This window comes from Lentibacillus salinarum (assembly GCF_042679865.1).
GTDB classification, from domain to species: domain Bacteria; phylum Bacillota; class Bacilli; order Bacillales; family Amphibacillaceae; genus Lentibacillus; species Lentibacillus salinarum.
The window spans coordinates 35,614-55,497 of sequence record NZ_JBHTNH010000003.1; the positions used below are offsets into that span (position 1 = coordinate 35,614).

Sequence of the window (19,884 nt, forward strand, 5' to 3'; positions counted from 1 at the left end):
TGCATTGGCAGCATTCGACATTTTATGACATTTTTTAAGATAAATATTTTAATTTTTGAAACTTTATATTACAATATCTATAATGACCTTTAATAGAAGGGTGGGACTCGCCTTGCGTGAACCGCGTAAAAAACCTACCGGGCCGGCTACTTGGTCTCATTTTTTCCATAAAGAGAACGATATGCCTCAGCTATCAACGGATGATTTCCAGCAATTTGCACAAACGCTTGAAGAACTGGAAGTGAGCAAAAACCATCTCGAACATGCGCAGCAAATTGCCCAAATCGGCAGCTGGGAATATAACATTCCCGACGATATGTTAACGTTCTCCGCCTATGCCCGTGACATTTTCATATCCGAGGAATCAGACGGGAATCCCCCGCTCGATAAGGCGCTTGCTTATATCCACCCGGAAGACTATGACAAAACCTCTGCAGCCGTTTGGGAGGCAGCTGAAAAAGGGATCGGTTTTGCTGCTGATTTCCGGATTTGTCACGGCAATACGCATGACATACGCTATTTAAAAGCCCAGGCAGAAGCGATATGGAAAGATGACAAGCCCTATAAACTGGTTGGTGTCGTCCAGGACTGTACAATACAGCATTATTTGGAAAATCAGGTGGAAGCGTCGAAAAAACGGATCCAACTGATATTGGACCATTTAACTGTCGGGCTATGGATGAAAGAATATGCCACCGAAAAAGTCGTGTATGTTTCCGAAGGCGCCGGTGAATTGCTGCAATACCCGCTGTACGAGCTTTACGAGGTGCCGGGTATCTGGGATGACCTCATCCATCCGGCGGAAAGAAAAGAAGTACTCAGCCGCCAAGAGATTCTAAAAAGAGGCGAAACACTGCAACATCAATACCGTATCCAGTGCGGAGATGGCACTTTGAAATGGGTTTACGACCAGACAATCCCCTGGTTCAATGAACAAGGTGAACTCACCCACCTGTTCGGAATGCTGGCGGATATTACCCACGAAGTTGAAATGCGGCAGAAACTTGAATATCTGGCAACCCATGATGCCTTGACGGCCCTGCCAAATCAGCGCAGTTTATATGAAAAATTGGACACGCTGTGTGAACGTGATGCGTCTTCAGGATTTGCCCTGTTTTATCTCGATCTCGACCGTTTCCAGCTTATCAATGACTCGCTTGGCTATACGTTTGGTGATCAAATTCTAAAGCGGGTGTCCAACAGACTCGTGTCTGTGCTGCCGGATGATGCCTATCTTGCACGCATCAGCAGTAACGATTTTGTTGCCGTGATAGAAAACGCGCCATCGCAAGAATTTTTATTAAATTTGTCCGAACGAATGATTGAAACCATTGAAATGCCGTTTACAATCGATAGCTATGAGTTGCATATCACCACAAGTATCGGGATCAGTTTTTATCCGGAAGACGGCGATGATAAGCTTTCCCTGATTCAAAACGCGCATGCTGCCCTGCACCGGGCCAAACAACTGGGCAAAAACAATTATCAATTATACTCGATGTCCAAAGACATTACATCCTATAAAAAATTCGTACTGGAAAAAGATATGCGAAAAGCGATTGAAAATGAGGAATTTGAAATCTATTTCCAGCCGCAAATCGAAACGGGTACAGGCATTATTAAAGGGGCCGAAGCATTAATCAGGTGGCATCATGCCGATTGGGGACTGGTATCTCCGGGTGAATTCATTCCGCTGGCCGAAGAGAACCACCTCGTGCACAAAATCGGTCATTGGGTGATCGAAAATGTCTGCCGGCAATTACGTTCCTGGAAAGATCAGGGTTTTACGTTACGTCCGATTGCCATTAACGTATCCCCCATCCAGTTAATGAAAAAAGGATTGGTTGACGTTGTTGCCAAACAATTAAGCCATTACGATATACCAGCCAAGTATCTGGAACTGGAAATTACAGAAGGTACATTGCTTAAAAGTGAAAAAATGGTCTTGAATACCTTAAAGGATTTGCGGGAATTGGGGATCAAAATCGCCCTTGATGATTTTGGTACCGGTTTTTCATCCCTTATATACTTGAAAGAATTTAACCCGGATATCATCAAGATTGATAAAGCGTTTATCCAGAGTTTAAACGCAGAGAACAACAGGGAGGCAGCAATCATCTCCTCGGTTCTCCATTTGGCCAAAGGGCTTGATATGAAGGTGATCGCTGAGGGTGTGGAGGAACATTCCCAACTGGAATTCCTAAAACAAAACGAATGTGGTGAATGTCAGGGCTATCTGTTTTCCAAACCGGTTTCTCGGAAAACATTCGAGCAAATGCTGGTAACTGGTTACCTGAAACCCTCTAAACCTAAACCGCATATGCCAGCTAAAGAAGAACGCAGAAAGTATTACCGGCTCGTCTTCCCCAACCCTTTACTTGGTAACATGACCATTGTAGAAATAAACGAGCGAACGGTGAACCTCGGTTCTGCGCAGGTGTTGATCCTGGACATCGGGCTTGGCGGTTTAAAAATTATGACCTCACTCAAATTGCCAGTGCATTCAAATATTAAATTGAATTTTAACGTTCATTTGATGGGTGAATCGTTCCAGTTGGAGGGCCGATTGGTGTGGAAAAATGAAGCGAAAGGCGATACCTTTTACTATGGCGTCGAATTTAACATATCGGAGCAGGAAAAGGACAACCTCGCCGCCTTCGTCAACAAAATGAGCGCTCTTCAGCGCCTGAATCAGCAGATCCCGGATACGTATTTTATCGAAGGAAGCCCATATGCCTATATAAAGAATCATCATCTATAATAGAATAGGGGCTGGGACATAACTAAAACGTTAAACATTAAAGACGAATGATGACCGGAAGATTTAAGTATAATGTTGGGATAAGTCTTAACCATCGCTGCGGAAAAATACGCCGCTGGTTTTAGTGGAAACCCATTATATTATAAAAAGAAAAATCCAAACTGATTCGAATTTCAACTGACGAATTTTGAATCATAGTTCGGATTTTTCTTTGTTTCAATACTTTTGTCCCGACCTCTTTCTTTTGGCGCTCATTAAGAACCATCAATAACCGTAAATGGGCCGCGGCAGATTATCTTTCATCACTAGATGATCAAGACTTTTGAATTGATACCCTTGTTTTTTCAATTCCGTTATGGTTTTATCCAAGGCTTTGGCATTATCGGATGATACCGTATGAAGCAACATAATCGCCCCGGGATGGATCTGGTCCATGATCGTTTCATGGGCATACTCCCAGCCTTTTTGCTTATTCGTTTCCCAGTCGACAAATGCCAGCGACCAGAATATATGGGTGTAACCGAGCTCTTGGGCCCAGTCGAGCGTCTGTTCACTGAACATCCCTCTTGGCGGGCGTAAATAGCTGATGTTCTCCTGATCGGATACGTCGGCCACCGCCGCTTCCAAAGCCTCCAGTTCTTCCTGCATGGCTTCTTTCGTGACGATGGTAAAATCCGGGTGGTGATACGAGTGATTCCCAATAATATGCCCTTCATCAGCCATTCGTTCGACAAGGTCCGGTTCGCTCTCAACATAATGACCGGTCACAAAAAAAGCGGCCGGCACGTCATGTTTTTTCAGCACGTCCAGAATATCATCGGTATAGCCTTCTTCATAGCCATTATCAAATGTCAAATACACAACTTTTTCACCGGAATGGTCCGCATAGTAAGCACCGTATTCCTCAAGTATCTGTTTATATTGGCCAACGTCCGGAATTTGATGATCATCATTTTTTTTAAATCCCCATCCGTAACCGCCGGCCGCATGCGTGACATGCGCATTCGGCAAAACAGCAAGAAAGCAAATAAGGAGCCCAATTGCTGTGGAAACATACCTTTTCATAGCAGACCCCACCTATTTTTTCCCTTACTTTGTCCGTAACTGTTTGCATTTATTCATAGGATGGGCGGGCTGATGTTGTTCTCAGGCTGATGTTTTTATTCTTGCGCCGAAGTTCTCGCTTTCAGGCTGAAGTTTCCAGTCTCACGCCGAAGTCTTCGCTCTCAGGCTGAAGTTTCCAGTCTCGTGCTGAAGTCTTCGCTCTCAGGCTGAAGTTTCCAGTCTCGCGCTGAAGTCTTCGCTCTCCGGCTGAAGTTTCCACCTCGGAATTGGCATTTATTTTCTGACATGCATCATCATTTACAGAATCATCGACGCCGCCCACCCGAACACAATCAATGGAATATTGAAGTGAATGAATGTCGGCACACATGTATCCCAGATATGGTGGTGCTTACCGTCAGCATTCAGTCCGGATGTTGGTCCGAGTGTGCTGTCTGATGCCGGTGATCCCGCATCTCCCAATGCTCCGGCTGTACCGATTAGGGCAGCGGTGGCCATTGTGGAAAAGCCTGCTGTCAGACAAATCGGTACAAACAGTGCTGCCAGAATCGGAATGGTGCCGAATGACGACCCAATCCCAATTGTAACGACAAGGCCGACCAGCAAGAGGATTAACGCGATGATTGCCTGATTGTCACCAAGAAATCCGGATGACATTTCGACAAGTGCATCGACCGCACCCGTATCTGTCAACACCTTTCCAAAACCGGATGCAACCAACATGACAAAAGCGATTTGTCCCATCATGGCAATCCCGTCGGCCATGACCTGTTCGCCTTTTCTGAACGGCACAACCACAAGCGCAAACATGAGGACCAGCCCAGTCAGCGCACCAGCGATCAAATTTTGGGTGATAATCTGAACGAGCAGCGCACCTGCTATAGCAACCAATGTCAGACCATGTTTCCGGTTAAAGGTGACGTTTTCTGTTTTCCACGCCGTGAAATTCGCTTCACTTCCGCCTGCTCCCGGAATCGCCTCGCGATCATTTCGATACGTGAACAAGACGGCAATCAAGAGTCCGACGATCATGCCTGCCCCGGGGATCAGCATCGAAAGTGCCGTCTGCCCCATCGTAATAGCGGCACCGTTTTCAGTCATCCCGTTCTGAATGGTTTCGTGGAAGAGCAGACCGAAACCGGCCGGGATCATGACATACGGTGCTTTCAGCCCGAACGTCAAAGCTGTGGCCACACCGCGGCGGTCCACTCTCATCTCATCAAACAATTTTAATAATGGCGGAATTAATATCGGGACAAAAGCTATATGAACCGGGACCAAGTTTTGCGATAACGATGCCACACCGGCAATGGCCAGCATCATCATCGTTTTTTTGCCGGTCAACACTTTAATTAAATAGTTTACCAAAAGCGCCGTAATACCTGTATAACTGATTGCCACCGCAAAAGCACCAAGCAAAATGTAACTTAATGCGGTACTGGCCTGATCGCCCATGCCGCTAACCATCATATCGATTGCGTCAACAACGGACAATCCCGACAGCAGCCCGGCCGTTAATGCTGCAGCAATAATCGCAATAATGACATTGACCCGCAGTAAACTGAGAACGGTCAATACCAATACAGATATGATAACAACCCACTCCATAGTCGTTTCCCCTCTCTCTTATCTCTTTTCATGTTCCATTCAATACTTTAACATGATAAAGCATTAAAGAGATGAGGTCAACCCTGATCGTGAAATTAAATCCTAGTTGTGCGAAGAGGTCGTTATTATGATAAACGGTTGATGTTCTCTTTCTCCGGTTGATAAAAGGGGCTCACCCTGGGATATTCCCAGGGAGCCCCTTTTATCCATCAACCTATTGCAGCTGGAAGGAAAATGACACATGGTCCTGCACCGGTATCCAGGCACCGATACCTTGTTTAGTGACATTCTGGATCACGATTGATTTCTTATTTCCTTTTAACTGGAAGTACACTTCGCCGAATGTGACTTGTCCCCTCTCATTCACGGCAGGGGCATAAGCTTTTAGTTCCCCGTGTTTTTTTACCGGTACATTATACGAATTCTCCTTTTCTGTATTTTGACCAATGACCGTTGTATAAGCGAGCGGCAAATCAATTTTATCTTTTGCCTGTAACAGCATCATTTTTTTGATATCGTCCGGATTGGCAATCTTGTTTGTCAAAGCGCCTTTAATTTCCTTTTTTTCCTGCTGATTATACTGCATTTTCTGGTCGGACTCACCACCGATATTATTCAGTTCATTCGAATTGATTTTTTGGTATTCCCAATTGATGTTGGTCTCATCCGATTTATAATTCAGCGGCCACCTGCCGATATAGACCATCCCCCGGTAGCCAAACGAAATAGGCGATGGATTGATCGACGTTTCGTTAAGTGTCTTGATCAGATCTGGATTCTCAATCGGGATGTCAACGCCATCAATTAATTCTTTAGTCAATTCACTGGGCTCGACCACTTCCTGATCTTCCGTTGAGTTGGGATACGTGTTTTCTTTGGAAATGTTTAAGACGTGACTCGGTACCTCGAATGCGTCGTCATCTTTTTCTTCCTTTTCTTCAGCCAGTCCGTTAACAGGGATCAGTAAGACTAATGCCATTAATACCATGATGTAAAGTTGTTTATTCATGTTGTCCCATTCCTTTCGTTCTGCTTATCATATAAGAAAAAGTCGGCATTCGCCTCGCTTATAGCGAGTGCTGTCGTTTTTCTTATAAGGTCATCCTCAATGACGGTACGAAAAAAACTAACGTCTTTGGCGTTAGTTTTTTCGGACACATGAATATTATACGGTTAAATATTAACGGCTTAGCTCAATCGTTTCCAATGATTCCTCAATCGTGATGCTGTCTTCAACCGAGCGGACCATGGAACAATTTTTCCGAGCTACTTCCAGGTTTTTATATAACTTATCATCATCCAGATGGTAGCCTTTAATGATGAAATGCAAGCTGATCTTCTCAATCCGGTTGGCCACATCCGAATTGCGCTCCACGTCTGCTGTCACCTGCAGATCTTCAATGTCTATCCGCTGTTTCTTTAAAATCTTCCGAAAGACGGAAGCGCTGCAGCCAGCAATTGACGCAATCATCAATTGAAACGGACGGAAGCCGAATGCTTCATCTCCTGATATGTCCAATTGACCATAATCCAAATCAATACGTATACCTTCTTCTTTCCCGTAAAAATGCATGATAAAGTTCAACTCCCTTATAATAGTCTTCTATTATTATTTACCCTTCATCGTAAACCATAACGCATTTTGGTGGAAATATTTGAATTGACCTCCCCGTAAAAAAACATTACATTGAATGAAGCAACACGACGTTTATGGAGGGAGAAAAATAATGGTATCCGCACAGACCAGATTCTGGATATTAGTTGCACTTGTTTTTATATCAGGCTTTTCACAAGGTATGATTCTCCCATTATTATCCATTATCCTTGAACAAAACGGTGTCTCATCCTCCATCAACGGCCTTCATGCAACGGGTTTGTATATGGGTATACTGATTGCGTCACCTTTTATGGAAAAACCAATGCGGCATTTTGGCTTCAAACCGATGATTATGGCGGGTGGTATGCTCGTATTCATCTCCCTCGCCTTGTTTCCTTTCTGGGAAGCTTTATGGTTCTGGTTTATCCTTCGTGTCATGATCGGAATCGGGGACAATATGCTTCACTTCGGGACGCAAACATGGATTACCACGACCAGTCCGAAAGAAAAGCGTGGAAAAAACATTTCATTCTATGGCTTGTCATTTGCATTGGGATTCGCCGTCGGACCACTGATGACCCGGCTCCTGGAAATCCACCAGGCATTGCCGTTTCTCATATCAGCTGTCTTCAGCATAATCGTCTGGTCAGCTATGTTCTGGGTCCGAAACAGCCGGCCCGATGATACGGATGTCCACTCAGCAGGCAGTACCAGCTCTATACGGCGCTTTGCCCAAACCGGCAAATTGGCCTGGGTTGCGCTTTTGCCTGCTTTTGGCTATGGCTTTCTGGAGGCGACACTGCATGGCATTTTCCCTATTTATGGGTTGCGGATTGGGCATGATGTGAACATATTATCGTTAATCATCCCTTTCTTCGCCGGGGCAAGTATTATTACGCAGATTCCTTTGGGCGCCTTAAGCGACCGGATTGGCAGACGAAAGATTTTACTGATGGTTCTAACAGGCGGGATTCTTTGCTTTCTGTTTGCTGCAATGTTTGAAACATCGGCGGCAGCATTGTTTATTGCATTTGCCGTGTCAGGGATGCTGGTTGGTTCACTCTATTCATTAAGCATAGCCTTTATGACCGACTTGCTTCCGCCGTCACTCCTGCCGGCCGGTAACCTGATGACTGCTATTGCATTCAGCTTTGGCAGCTTATCCGGCCCTTATTTAGGCGGGTTGTTTATTGACCATTTTCCTAATGTATCCTTTTTCCATCTGATTACTGTTATGCTTGCCATTATGCTGGTGATTATCCTTTTCAAGCGGGATGGTGGCTTGCAAAGCAGTACCAGTTAAGGGACACACCATTACTAGGCACCCCTTTTCATCATGAGGTTGCTTTCACAATAGCCATAATAAAGCTGCCCCAACGATGGCAGCTTTTTAAAAAGATAAGAATGCATAAAGTTTTGGACATGGTTTTCAATACCGAAAACGGCTAACTCACCGATTTCTTCCAATCCGACTACTGACCTCTAGGATCTAAAAAGCCGTGTCAGCTTTTTCCTAATGTTCACGATCTCGTTTCCCGCAACATAGCGTTAATGACCCCGCCAACCATGATAATAATACCGGTCAAATAAAACCAGATCATGAGGACAATGACAGTGCCAAGACTCCCGTATGTTGCCGAATAATTCCCGATTGAATTGACATAAAAGGAAAAGGCCAATGAGACGAGTTGCCAGCCAATCGTGGAAAACAAGGCCCCCCAGATGACATTTTTAAACGAAATGCGCATGTTGGGTGCCAAACTGTACAAAGCCAACAGTACGATAAAAATAACCGCGGATGAAACGACCCAGCGTAATGTATTCCAAACGCTCACAAAGCCAGCAGACAAGCCGATAAATGCGAAAATATATTCACCAATCATCTTCCCGAATACCGGGAGCAGAAAAGCCATACTGATAACCAGTACCATTGCTATCGTCAGACCAATGGCAATAAGCCGCATCATAATAAACGAGCGGTCTTCCTTTACTTCATAAGCCCGGTTAAATCCTTTCATGATAGCATTAATGCCGTTTGATGAGGCCCACAATGTACCAATAATACCAATTGATAATAGTGAGCCGCTTTGCTGGTTGACAAGCTGATTAACATTTTCACTGATCAGCTGGGATATCTCTCCGGGGGCGTATCGCTCAATAAATCCGGTAACATTCCCTGCATCCAAAGGCAAATAACCGACGAGTGTCATCAGGAAAATCAGGAACGGGAACAAAGATAGCAATAGAAAAAAAGCAAGCTGTGCCCCCACTCCAACTATATCGTCATCGGTAACACGCTGAAACAGATCTTTTATAAAATCCACAGTCCGGTGCCACATTTTATCGCCCTCATATGATCCCATTTACAAATTGTTATTCAGCTCTTCCCTATCCTGTTTATTTGTAAACTGACCCAATGTGTTTTCCACCTGCTCCAAAGCATTAATGGCATTATCCGCGCCTTTTGTAAACGAGGTATTGAAACGGTCAAACGTATTTTTTGCGCTCTTCACAGCTTCTGACGGACGTTTGATATAGTATGATGATCCATTTTTAGCAATCGCCATCTTCCCTTTTGCATAATTCCTCGCCTCACGGTCCAATAACGACAGAAGACCACCTGCAATCGAACCGATTAATAAGCCCAAGCATAATTTTTGTTTACCCATTTCTTTATCGCTCCTTTATGGTAGGTTATGTTCATGTTTGATATGATTCAGCAATGCCCTGCAGCCTTCTGACACTAACGCATACGTATAATCAAAATTGCCAGTGAAATATGGGTCCGGAACATCAGCCTCTTTGGCTTCATTAACAAAATCCATCAGCTTAGCCACCATCATATCATCACTTTTTTCGCCAAATGTAGACAAAGCGCTGATATTCTGATCATCCATCGCAATCAGATAATTAAAATCACTAAAGTCGCGTTTATGTAGCTGGCGGGCCTTCATCCCGTCATAGGCGATACGCTGCCGATCAAGCAGCTCCCTTGTCCCTTCATGCGGCACCTCCCCGACGTGCCAATGGCCAAGACCGGCTGAATCCACATTGATTTTACCAGAAAGCCCTTCGTTTTTCACCAGATCCCGGAAAATCGCCTCTGCCATCGGTGACCGACAAATATTCCCGAGACATAAAAATAATACCCGTATCATTCATTCAACTCCTGCTCCATTTTGTCTGTTATTTCTATCTGTCATTATAATGGGAGGTGTCCTTAAATGCCACTATTGCCGCTTGATTGACCAACTTCCAGATTGGTCAAAACGCCAAACGGTCTACGCAAGCGGTGCAATACACATGTCATCATTATTTTTCGCCGAGTTGACATAACTCGCGACGTCATAGGCTTGCAAATCGTCTGTTTCCAATGACGTCAAAAAATGATAGGCTTCGGTGGGTGACTGGCTGCCTGCCTCGATCCACGCATCTTCCTTATCTTTTGGCAAAATGATCGGCATCCGGTGATGAATAGCCTGCATAAAATCATTTGCCGCTTTTGTCAGGATCGTACATGTAAAAAGTTTCTTATCGTCCTGTTCCCATTTGTCCCACAGCCCCGCGAAAGCGAATAACTCCCGGTCGCCCAGTTGTATCCGTTTGGGCTGTTTTTCACCGTCATGCCGCTTCCATTCATAAAAACTGTCCGCCACAATCAAACAGCGCTTCCGGGCCATAAGACGTTTAAAACTTGGCTTTTCATGGGCTGTTTCACTGCGGGCATTAATCATTTTATACCCGATTTTCGCATCATTTGCCCATGACGGCACAAGCCCCCAGCGCAAATAGCCGGCCCGTTTTTGCTTGCCGTCGTGGATGATGGCGAGCACGTTTTGGCCGGGCGCAACATTATAACTTGGCTGGTAATCGTCAATCGGTTGGTCAATCCCGAATTCCTGCAGAATTTCCAGTTCATCTGCAAGCAATGTATAACGTCCGCACATGGTGTCACTCCTCACGTTTTTCAGAAGTAAGATGTCAGAAGTCAGATTCGGAGAAACCGGCGATTGAGCCGATTTCAAGCTGTTTAAAAAATGCTCAAATCCCACTGTGTTGCGATATGCCGAAGTAAACGAATTCCGGCAATACTGTTTCCTTTTTCCCCCAAAGCAGGTCCGTAAACCCCGATTCCGCAACCATCAGTAAATGGCATGGTCTCATCCCGCACTCTTGGTGGCACAGCTGCCAATATACCACCGGACACGCCACTTTTGGCCGGTATCCCGACATAAGTCGCAAATTTTCCCGATGCATCATACATACCACACGTCAGCATCAATACCTTTGCGATTCGGGCGACCTGTCGCGGAATAATTTCTCCACCGGTTTTCGGATCCATTCCGTCATTGGCGAGAACCATGCCGAGACGGGCTAGGTCATCAATCGTCACATCGATTGAACACTGTTTAAAGTATGTTTCCAATGTGACATCCAAATCTGACTCCAAAAAATCCATTTCCAATAAATAATACCCGATTGCCCGGTTCCGCGTTGATGAATCCCGTTCCGACTCGTACACGTCAACATTCAACCTCGGACGATATCCCAGCATCCTCTCAAGCAGCTGAAAAACCGGCTCCAACCGTTCAGCCGATGTTTCCCCCGGCAACGACGATGTCACGGTAATCGCACCGGCATTATTAAATGGGTTAAGCGGTTTTTTCACCGGTTTCATTTCCAGGTGCATAATGGAATTGAATGCTTCCCCGGTCGGCTCAACATCAACCCGATTAAGCATATACGAAACCCCGCGCTCCATACAGGCAACAATAAATGTGATGGCCTTGGAGATGCTTTGCAGCGTGAACGGGCGGTGAGTATCGCCCGAACGAACTGACACCCCATTTTTGCCGATGATCGTGATTCCCAAATCGTTCGGGTCCGCTTCCTGTAAAATGGGAATATAGGATGCAACACTGCCGTCATTCGTATGCTTACGATAAAACGATACCCAGTCGTCAACATATTGCTGTAGCCATTCCTGCGTCTCACCGGTATTCCAGTTCACGATTCCTTGTACCATACGATCACCTCTTGACCTTAGTATGCCTACATATCAAGGATTTCTTCATGATTTTTCAGGTTCATTTTACACGGTCTCTATTCACACTTTAATTATATCGCTGAAAAGCGGTTATGAAAAGAAGCAAACAGACTTAACCGCCCTGTCAACAGATGCCTAAAAAAATCGCTTGTTTTTTAAATCAAATGGGCGTACGATTAGATTTTGAACTTCTTTAGAAAGGCGTCATAAGATGAATAAACGTGTCTACTTTTTGATGATTGTCGCATTCGTTGTCGGGATGGTCGAGCTGATTATTGGCGGGATCCTTGATTTGATGGCTGATGATCTGAATGTCAGCCTTAGTCAGGTCGGATTTCTGATCACCATTTTTTCGTTCATTTTTGCGATTGGCTCACCGATATTATTAATCCTGACAGCTAATATCGAACGGAAGCGGCTGACTCTTATATCTTTGGCTGTATTTCTGGCAGGAAATCTGGTGACGGTGTTCAGCCCGACATACAGCGTTGTTTTTATTGGCAGGGTTATTTCAGCATTAAGCGGCGCCTTGCTGATTATTTTATGCCTGACCATAGCTCCGTCTATTGTCGAACATAAATACCGCGGGCGTGCAATCGGCATTGTTTCCATGGGCGTTAGTGCGTCGATTGTGCTGGGTCTCCCCATCGGACTGATACTGGGGAATGCGTTTGGTTGGCGCGCCCCGTTTGTACTGATTACACTCTTGACGATTCTTTCAATGGCTGGTGTGTTTTTCCTCATGAACCGGGTTGAGCCGAAGCCTTCCAGTCCGCTTGGCAAGCAGCTGGTAACCTTGAAAAACCGGAAAATATTTTTCGGCCAGATGATTACATTAATGTTTATGACCGGTCATACGGTGCTTTATGCCTATCTGACGCCTTTTTCCAAAACAGCTTTGGGAGTGGACGGAACCTGGGTAAGTATCATCTATCTGGTTTTTGGTGCTGCAGCCGTAAGCGGTGGTGGCATTGGTGGTGTTTTATCCGATGCGATCGGGGCAAAACGCACGATTATGGTAACCACTGTTCTGTTTGGACTGGTGATATTTTCTATACCCTATACAACATTTGCACTGCCCGCATTTTTTGTTATCCTAATCATTTGGGGAATATTGAGCTGGGCATTATCTCCCGCCACACAAAGTTATCTGATTACCTTATCACCTGAAACATCAGACATTCAGCAAAGTCTGAATAATTCAGCGCTTCATCTTGGCATCGCTTTTGGATCACTCATCGGGGGCTTTGTCATTGAACATGCGTCCGTCGAACAGAACGCGACAGTTGGCGGTTTGTTTGTGATTCTTTCAGTTGGGGCGGCACTGGTTTCGATGCATGAACAGAGAAAATTGGCCAAACAAAGGGACTGACGTTTAAAATCAGGAACCGCCTGAAATGCGACGTGTCATTTTTACCGCACTTTTCGAATATCCTCTATATATGAATGTTCCAATTTAAAGAGGTTGGAAAGAAAAATCCGAACTAACTAGAAGTTATGGTTGGTGCATATACCCCGCTCCGGAAATATACTTCGCTTTCCGCGGGCGGCTGGTGAGCCTCCTCGTGCTCGTCGCGTTGCAAGTTATTGCGGCGAGGCATACGCTCCTCGCAGAAAAGATCGCTGGCGCACTGCGGGGTCTCACCTAAGCCTTTCCTCCCGCTGGAGTCTACGTATATTTCCTCCGCTCAAGCAGTGGATTGTTCATCTTTAGAATTGTCATTATAGTTATGTCCCAGCCTCTTTAACATTTAGTGCGCTGATTTTGTCATACGCCGGCCACCGATTTCAGTATATAACCCCCACTTCAAAGAAGGTTTTCAGCTGCTTTTAGCCATCAATCAACCACTTTATTCGCCTACCGCTATTTTTTGAGAAATAAGAGAAAAACTGTAAAAGTGCTAAACAACATGTATAATGATAAGTATAATTTTCTGATAGTGCATACAATTCTAATTATTAAACAACAAAGGAGGATGCACATGGATACAGACGCGCCACTCCTTGATGTACGCAATCTACATACACACTTTTTCACGAAAGCAGGCACTGTCAAAGCTGTTGATGGCGTTGACTTTTCTATTAAACCGGGAGAGACGCTCGGGATTGTCGGTGAATCGGGATCGGGCAAAAGCATCACTGCTATGTCCATACTGGGACTCATTCCTTCTCCCCCAGGAAAAATTGTCGATGGTGAGATATATTTCAAGGGTGAAAATCTTCTTGATAAAAAGGAAAAACAACTCCGGAAAATCCGCGGCAAGGAAATCAGCATGGTATTTCAAGATCCGATGACCTCGTTGAATCCTGTTTTCAGTGTGGAAAAACAAATGGTCGAAACGATACGGGCACATGAGAACTTTTCGAAAAAGCAGGCGAGAGAACGGGCCCTGGAGCTGCTGGATCTGGTTGGCATTCCTGATCCAGCAAAACGGATAGCCAACTACCCGCATGAATTCAGCGGTGGAATGCGGCAGCGCATCATGATTGCGATCGCCCTCTCGTGCAGTCCATCACTTCTGATTGCCGATGAACCAACAACAGCGCTTGATGTCACCATTCAGGCACAAATTCTCGAGCTTTTCAGCAGAATGCAGCGGGAACTCAATATGGCTATTATCATGATCACACATGATTTGGGGGTTGTGTCCGAAGTATGCGACAGGGTCATGGTCATGTATGCCGGCAAGCCAGCTGAGTTTGCCAGGACAACCAATTTGTTTGATCACGGAAAGCATCCATACACACTTGGCCTGATGAACTCTATCCCCAAAATAACGCCGGAAAAACAAAAATTGCAGGCCATTGACGGGGTTCCACCGGACTTGCATGCTTTGCCAAAAGGCTGCAGTTTCGCCCCCCGGTGCAAACATGCCATGGAGAATTGCTTGAGTATCGATCCGGTGTTAAAGGAAATGGACGATAACCACCACGTCCGGTGTTTATTATACGACGATTCAAAAGAGGCGATATCGACATGACCCCATTACTCGAAGTCAAGCAATTAAAAAAGCACTTTCCATTAAAAAGTCAGGAGATCTTCACCAGGGAAAAACCGGTCCTGAAAGCAGTTGACGGCATTTCACTTTCGGTTAATCCCGGTGAAACGCTCGGCCTTGTCGGGGAAAGCGGGTGCGGTAAATCCACCGCCGGTAGACTCATGCTGAAATTACTGGAGCCGACAGACGGCGAAATCTTATTTAAAGGCCAAAATATTACATCCGTCCGGGGCGAACAGCTGCGTAAACTGAGACGGGAGATGCAAATCATTTTTCAGGACCCGTATGCATCCCTGAATCCAAGAAAAACAATTGAAAAAACGATCACCGAGCCCATGAAGGTTTTCAACGTACCGAAAGCGGAACGTCAGGAAAAATTGGAACGCCTGCTCAATGTCGTTGGACTGAGCCCCCAGCATAAATACCGTTATCCGCATGAATTCAGTGGCGGCCAGCGCCAGCGGATCGGCATTGCTCGTGCCCTGGCCCTTGATCCTGAACTGGTAATCTGTGATGAACCGGTTTCCGCCCTAGATGTCTCGATCCAGGCACAAGTCGTGAACTTAATGGAAGATTTGCAGGCGGAATTTAACCTCACATATATTTTCATCGCACATGATTTAAGTGTGGTCCACCATATCAGCGACCGCGTTGCTGTTATGTACCTCGGGGAAATCGTGGAAACCGGTGATGTGCAGGAGGTTTACGAAAATCCACAGCATCCATATACACAAGCGCTTTTGTCAGCCGTACCGGAAGCCAATCCGCATCGTGAAAAAGAGCGCATCATTCTGACAGGTGATCTGCCATCACCTGCCAATCCGCCGACAGGCTGCAAATTTCATACGCGCTGCCCGATTGCCGAAGACATTTGCCGGACCGAGGTACCTCGTTACAGGCAAGTGTCCGAAAATGGTCAAATTGCCGCCTGTCACTTTGCCAAGGAGGTGGTGGCCCAGGGGACTTGAGGGGATTTCCAAAAAGGCGTTAACAAATCGCACCGCTCGCAATCTCTTTTTGTAAAAATTTATTAAGGGGGAATCCAACTTGAAAAAGCGGCATGTATTAATGCTTATCACATTTTTAATCATGATCGCCCTTGTTGTAAGTGGCTGTACCGAAGATGCCGGATCAGAAAATGACGGGGCGTCGGATGACGCCAATGCAGAAGATCAGGGCGCATCGGAGGATGGTGAGCAGGCAGAAGAAGACGCTGACGGTGAAAACACATTCGTATTCGGGCGCGGCAGTGACTCCATTTCGCTCGATGCTGCCATTCCGACCGATGGTGAGTCGATTTATGTCACGAACCAGATTTACGACACATTGGTCCAATATGAAGAGGACAGCACGGAGGTTAAAGAGTCATTGGCGACCGACTGGGAAGTCAATGACGATAACCTGGTCTGGACCTTCCAGCTGCGGGATGATGTGACATTCCACGACGGTAATGACTTTACAGCCGAAGACGTGGTATATAACTTCGAGCGTTGGACGACATCAAGCGAGTTTTTCTATTATGGCTACATGTTTGGCGCAACCGAGGATAATCCAAAAGGAATCATCGATAACGTGGAAGCAACAGACGATTACGAAGTAGAAATCACTCTGTCGGAGCCTAACGCGCCATTCCTGCAGACAGTGGCAATGCCGATGTTTGGCATAGCAAGCCCGGAAGCTATTGACGAATACGAGGATGACTATTTTAAAAATCCGGTTGGTACCGGACCGTTTGTATTCGAAGAGTGGATACCGGATGACAACATTACACTTTCCAAAAATGACGACTATTTCGGGGAAGCAGCCAATGTCGATGAAGTAGTTTTCCGGGTTATTGACGATAACAGTGCCCGATTCATGGAGCTTCAGGCCGGGTCGATCGATGCCATGATGGGGCTGAATCCGGAAGACATCGATACGGCAGAAGATGATGATGGACTGCAAATCATCCGGAGACCTTCCATGAATGTAAGCTACATGGCAATGAACACTGACAAAGAAGGGCCTATGTCCGAAAAGAAAGTACGCCAGGCGGTCAATCTGGCCATCGACAAGGATGAATTGCTCACACTTTATGAAGGTATCGGCAAACCGTCCAAAAATGCCATTCCACCTTCATTGTGGGGGTACAATGATGATATTGAAGATTATGACTATGATCCCGATGAAGCCAAGGCCTTACTTGCAGAAGCGGGCTACGCAGACGGGTTTGATGTCACACTATACACATTTGCCAACCCGCGCCCTTACATGCCGCAGCCAAAGGTAACAGCCCAGGCGATCCAGGAAATGCTGAGTGATGTCAATATCAACGTGGAAATCGTTGAAAATGACTGGGACAGCCATTTGACAGCAACTGAACACGGTGAACATGATATGGCATTCCTTGGCTGGACCGGTGACAATGGAGATCCGGACAATTTCTTCTATGTATTACTGGACAAAGATAACGCAACAGAGGGATCTGCCGGAAATATTGCGTTTTACAAGAGCGACGAGATTCATGATTTGTTCAAAGCTGCTCAGTCTGAAATGGACCAGGATAAGCGGACAGAGTATTATTTGGAAGCCCAGGAAATTATCCACGACGATGCACCCTGGTTCCCGATTGCTCATACGACACCGCCGCTTGCAGCAAAACAAAGCGTTACCAATTATCAGCCGCACCCGACCGGAAGCGAGCCATTTAACTTGCTGAATATCGAGAAATAGACTTTACACCGAGGGGGCTGATGTCACAGCGAACGTCAGCTTCCCTCTTTAAATCCGGTTACATATTAATTTTGGCGTGTAAATGAACGGAGGGCTTGCAACCATGGTGAAATACATTATTCGACGAGTACTTTTGCTTATCCCTGTGCTCTTTGGGGTCTCCATACTTACCTTTTCGCTTCTGCACATGATACCGGGAGACCCGGCAAGAAGTATGCTTGGCGAAAAAGCCACAGAAACACAATTGGAATTACTTCGTGAGGAATTGGGCTTGAATGAACCGTTAACTGCTCAATATGGAAAATACATTGGGAACATTCTGCAGGGGGACCTGGGTAATTCCATCCAATCAAAAGAAAGCATTACGACCGAACTGATGAGCAGACTGCCGGCTACGATGGAACTTACGATTTTTGCCATGTGTCTGGCGATAATTGTTGGCATACTTGCTGGTGTCATAGCAGCCGTCAAGCAATATTCCTGGTTTGACAACCTTAGCATGACCGGGGCATTATTCGGGGTCTCCATGCCCATTTTCTGGCTTGGACTGATGATGATTCTTCTGTTTTCCGTCATACTTGGCCTCTTGCCGCCATCGGGGAGGTTAGCTACAAATACCGAACTCAATACCATCACGAATTTTTATTTGCTGGACAGTCTATTGACGGGCAACTTCAAAGCATTTAAAGATACCTTTTTCCATTTGCTTATGCCGGGTATAGCACTCGGGACTATACCAATGGCCATCATTGCCCGGATGACACGTTCCAGTATGCTTGAAGTCATGCGGGAAGATTATATCCGATCCGCCAATGCCAAGGGTCTGAAAAAACATATCGTCATCTTCCAGCATGCCTTAAAGAATGCATTTCTACCTGTTTTAACAGTCATCGGCTTGCAATTCGGGCTGCTTTTAGGAGGAGCCGTCTTAACTGAAACCATCTTCTCCTGGCCAGGGGTTGGCCGTTATGTTTATCAGGCCGTTCTCCAGCGTGATTATCCCATCGTGCAGAGTACCATTTTGGTGATCGCGGCTATATTTGTCTTCGTCAATCTCATAACCGATATTTTGTATAAATATTTCGATCCTAGAATCCGCTATGATTGAACGTTTATTCCGCAAATCTTGTCAGTTGAAAGGATGTGCAGCATTTGTCAATACAACCCAATCCTGTTCCAAACCCAAATGAGGCCACGACAAATACCGAAAACGTGTCAAAAACTACCCGTTTATGGACCGAATCCTTTTTACGCATTATTAAAAGCAAAACATCTTTTATAGGCCTTTGTATTATTTTCATTTTAATCATCACAGCGATCCTCGCACCATTTATCGCTACCCACAGTCCGACAGAGCAAACCATTGTCAATCGCTATCAGGCACCGTCGGCGGAGCATTGGCTCGGGACAGATGAGCTGGGGCGCGATATTTTCAGCCGGATTGTTTACGGTACCCGGATTTCCATCCAGATTGGTGTGATATCAGTTGGTATCTCCATGATTATTGGCGTGTTCCTCGGAGCCGTATCCGGATATTTCGGACGCTGGATTGATCAGGTCATCATGCGTGTCATCGATATTGTCATGGCGTTTCCGAGCATTTTATTGGCCATTGCGCTTGTTGCGGTTCTCGGGCCCAGTTTGCGGAATGCCATGATTGCTGTCGGGATTGTTGGCATCCCGCAATTTGCGCGAATTGTTCGTTCCGCTGTCCTCTCTGTCAAAGAAACAGAATTCGTTGAAGCAGCCCATGCGATTGGGGCCAGACACGGCCGGGTATTAATGCAGCATGTCCTCCCCAATTGTTTGGCCCCCATTATCGTTCAGGCGACACTAAGCATCGGAACAGCTATTCTGGATGCCGCCGGGCTCAGCTTTCTCGGGCTTGGTGCCCAACCGCCCAGACCGGAGTGGGGAGCAATGCTTAGTGATGGGCGTGCAGCCCTGCAAAACGCCCCGTGGGTAGCCACATTCCCGGGACTTGCCATCTTTTTTGTGGTTCTGGGTTTTAACATGTTCGGCGACGGCCTGCGGGATGCTCTGGACCCGCGATTAAAGGAATAGATTTGCCGGAATTTTTTCCTTATGGCAGACT

17 protein-coding genes are annotated in these 19,884 nt (G+C 45.9%); 8 read left to right on the top strand and 9 right to left on the bottom strand.

What is annotated here, in order from left to right; all coding sequences use genetic code 11:
• Positions 1-112: 112 nt before the first annotated feature.
• Entirely contained in the window at positions 113-2,761 is a 2,649-nt protein-coding gene (locus ACFQ4A_RS03445; RefSeq protein WP_382397607.1) for an EAL domain-containing protein, read from the top strand.
• Between the two features lie 264 nt (positions 2,762-3,025).
• Here the strand turns inward: ACFQ4A_RS03445 and pdaA are convergent, their stop codons facing one another.
• From pdaA to ACFQ4A_RS03465, 4 genes are all read right to left on the bottom strand, one after another.
• Positions 3,026-3,826: a delta-lactam-biosynthetic de-N-acetylase gene (pdaA, locus tag ACFQ4A_RS03450; RefSeq protein ID WP_382397609.1), complete on the bottom strand. Its 801-nt coding sequence runs from the start codon at positions 3,824-3,826 to the stop codon at positions 3,026-3,028.
• Positions 3,827-4,123: 297 nt separating this feature from the next.
• Positions 4,124-5,434, bottom strand: coding sequence for a Na+/H+ antiporter family protein (locus ACFQ4A_RS03455; protein WP_382397611.1), 1,311 nt, complete (start codon positions 5,432-5,434; stop codon positions 4,124-4,126).
• Between the two features lie 214 nt (positions 5,435-5,648).
• A complete protein-coding gene (locus tag ACFQ4A_RS03460; protein WP_382397613.1) occupies positions 5,649-6,443 on the bottom strand; it encodes a YfkD famly protein in 795 nt (264 codons plus the stop codon).
• Positions 6,444-6,614: 171 nt separating this feature from the next.
• A complete protein-coding gene (locus ACFQ4A_RS03465) occupies positions 6,615-7,007 on the bottom strand; it encodes an OsmC family protein (RefSeq protein WP_382397615.1) in 393 nt (130 codons plus the stop codon).
• A gap of 154 nt (positions 7,008-7,161) precedes the next feature.
• Between ACFQ4A_RS03465 and ACFQ4A_RS03470 the strand changes: the two genes are divergently transcribed.
• Positions 7,162-8,334, top strand: a complete 1,173-nt coding sequence (locus ACFQ4A_RS03470; RefSeq protein ID WP_382397617.1) for an MFS transporter — start codon at positions 7,162-7,164, stop codon at positions 8,332-8,334.
• Positions 8,335-8,551: 217 nt separating this feature from the next.
• On the opposite strand, the gene ACFQ4A_RS03475 is transcribed toward ACFQ4A_RS03470, so the two are convergent.
• The 5 genes from ACFQ4A_RS03475 to ACFQ4A_RS03495 all read right to left on the bottom strand — a co-directional run bounded on the left by ACFQ4A_RS03475 (position 8,552) and on the right by ACFQ4A_RS03495 (position 12,057).
• On the bottom strand, positions 8,552-9,370 hold the full coding sequence (locus ACFQ4A_RS03475) for a YihY/virulence factor BrkB family protein (RefSeq protein WP_382397619.1): 819 nt from the start codon (positions 9,368-9,370) through the stop codon (positions 8,552-8,554).
• Between the two features lie 24 nt (positions 9,371-9,394).
• Positions 9,395-9,700 (bottom strand): YtxH domain-containing protein, encoded by a 306-nt coding sequence (locus tag ACFQ4A_RS03480; RefSeq protein WP_382397621.1) that lies wholly within the window; start codon positions 9,698-9,700, stop codon positions 9,395-9,397.
• Positions 9,701-9,715: 15 nt separating this feature from the next.
• Entirely contained in the window at positions 9,716-10,189 is a 474-nt protein-coding gene (locus ACFQ4A_RS03485; protein WP_382397623.1) for a low molecular weight protein-tyrosine-phosphatase, read from the bottom strand.
• A 123-nt stretch (positions 10,190-10,312) separates the two neighbouring features.
• On the bottom strand, positions 10,313-10,978 hold the full coding sequence (locus tag ACFQ4A_RS03490; RefSeq protein ID WP_382397625.1) for an SOS response-associated peptidase: 666 nt from the start codon (positions 10,976-10,978) through the stop codon (positions 10,313-10,315).
• 83 nt (positions 10,979-11,061) lie between these two features.
• Positions 11,062-12,057 (bottom strand): glutaminase, encoded by a 996-nt coding sequence (locus tag ACFQ4A_RS03495; protein WP_382397627.1) that lies wholly within the window; start codon positions 12,055-12,057, stop codon positions 11,062-11,064.
• 232 nt (positions 12,058-12,289) lie between these two features.
• Here ACFQ4A_RS03495 and ACFQ4A_RS03500 point away from each other — a divergent pair, with 232 nt between their 5' ends.
• The 6 genes from ACFQ4A_RS03500 (at position 12,290) to nikC (ending at position 19,853) form a co-directional block, all read left to right on the top strand.
• Positions 12,290-13,450, top strand: a complete 1,161-nt coding sequence (locus ACFQ4A_RS03500) for an MFS transporter (RefSeq protein ID WP_382397629.1) — start codon at positions 12,290-12,292, stop codon at positions 13,448-13,450.
• A 610-nt stretch (positions 13,451-14,060) separates the two neighbouring features.
• Positions 14,061-15,059: an ABC transporter ATP-binding protein gene (locus tag ACFQ4A_RS03505; protein ID WP_382397631.1), complete on the top strand. Its 999-nt coding sequence runs from the start codon at positions 14,061-14,063 to the stop codon at positions 15,057-15,059.
• Positions 15,056-16,045 (top strand): ABC transporter ATP-binding protein, encoded by a 990-nt coding sequence (locus ACFQ4A_RS03510; RefSeq protein WP_382397633.1) that lies wholly within the window; start codon positions 15,056-15,058, stop codon positions 16,043-16,045. Before ACFQ4A_RS03505 ends, ACFQ4A_RS03510 begins: the two co-directional genes overlap by 4 nt.
• A gap of 79 nt (positions 16,046-16,124) precedes the next feature.
• A complete protein-coding gene (locus ACFQ4A_RS03515; RefSeq protein WP_382397635.1) occupies positions 16,125-17,789 on the top strand; it encodes an ABC transporter substrate-binding protein in 1,665 nt (554 codons plus the stop codon).
• 103 nt (positions 17,790-17,892) lie between these two features.
• Positions 17,893-18,897: an ABC transporter permease gene (locus ACFQ4A_RS03520; protein ID WP_382397637.1), complete on the top strand. Its 1,005-nt coding sequence runs from the start codon at positions 17,893-17,895 to the stop codon at positions 18,895-18,897.
• 35 nt (positions 18,898-18,932) lie between these two features.
• Positions 18,933-19,853: a nickel transporter permease gene (nikC, locus tag ACFQ4A_RS03525; RefSeq protein ID WP_382397639.1), complete on the top strand. Its 921-nt coding sequence runs from the start codon at positions 18,933-18,935 to the stop codon at positions 19,851-19,853.
• The last annotated feature ends 31 nt before the right edge of the window (positions 19,854-19,884 follow it).

Excerpts from the sequence above, each read along its gene's own strand:
- pdaA (WP_382397609.1), bottom strand. The coding sequence starts at position 3,826 with ATGAAAAGGTATGTTTCCACAGCAATTGGGCTCCTTATTTGCTTTCTT.
- ACFQ4A_RS03455 (WP_382397611.1), bottom strand. The coding sequence starts at position 5,434 with ATGGAGTGGGTTGTTATCATATCTGTATTGGTATTGACCGTTCTCAGT.
- ACFQ4A_RS03460 (WP_382397613.1), bottom strand. The coding sequence starts at position 6,443 with ATGAATAAACAACTTTACATCATGGTATTAATGGCATTAGTCTTACTG.
- ACFQ4A_RS03465 (WP_382397615.1), bottom strand. The coding sequence starts at position 7,007 with ATGCATTTTTACGGGAAAGAAGAAGGTATACGTATTGATTTGGATTAT.
- ACFQ4A_RS03470 (WP_382397617.1), top strand. The coding sequence starts at position 7,162 with ATGGTATCCGCACAGACCAGATTCTGGATATTAGTTGCACTTGTTTTT.
- ACFQ4A_RS03475 (WP_382397619.1), bottom strand. The coding sequence starts at position 9,370 with ATGTGGCACCGGACTGTGGATTTTATAAAAGATCTGTTTCAGCGTGTT.
- ACFQ4A_RS03480 (WP_382397621.1), bottom strand. The coding sequence starts at position 9,700 with ATGGGTAAACAAAAATTATGCTTGGGCTTATTAATCGGTTCGATTGCA.
- ACFQ4A_RS03485 (WP_382397623.1), bottom strand. The coding sequence starts at position 10,189 with ATGATACGGGTATTATTTTTATGTCTCGGGAATATTTGTCGGTCACCG.
- ACFQ4A_RS03490 (WP_382397625.1), bottom strand. The coding sequence starts at position 10,978 with ATGTGCGGACGTTATACATTGCTTGCAGATGAACTGGAAATTCTGCAG.
- ACFQ4A_RS03495 (WP_382397627.1), bottom strand. The coding sequence starts at position 12,057 with ATGGTACAAGGAATCGTGAACTGGAATACCGGTGAGACGCAGGAATGG.
- ACFQ4A_RS03500 (WP_382397629.1), top strand. The coding sequence starts at position 12,290 with ATGAATAAACGTGTCTACTTTTTGATGATTGTCGCATTCGTTGTCGGG.
- ACFQ4A_RS03505 (WP_382397631.1), top strand. The coding sequence starts at position 14,061 with ATGGATACAGACGCGCCACTCCTTGATGTACGCAATCTACATACACAC.
- ACFQ4A_RS03510 (WP_382397633.1), top strand. The coding sequence starts at position 15,056 with ATGACCCCATTACTCGAAGTCAAGCAATTAAAAAAGCACTTTCCATTA.
- ACFQ4A_RS03520 (WP_382397637.1), top strand. The coding sequence starts at position 17,893 with ATGGTGAAATACATTATTCGACGAGTACTTTTGCTTATCCCTGTGCTC.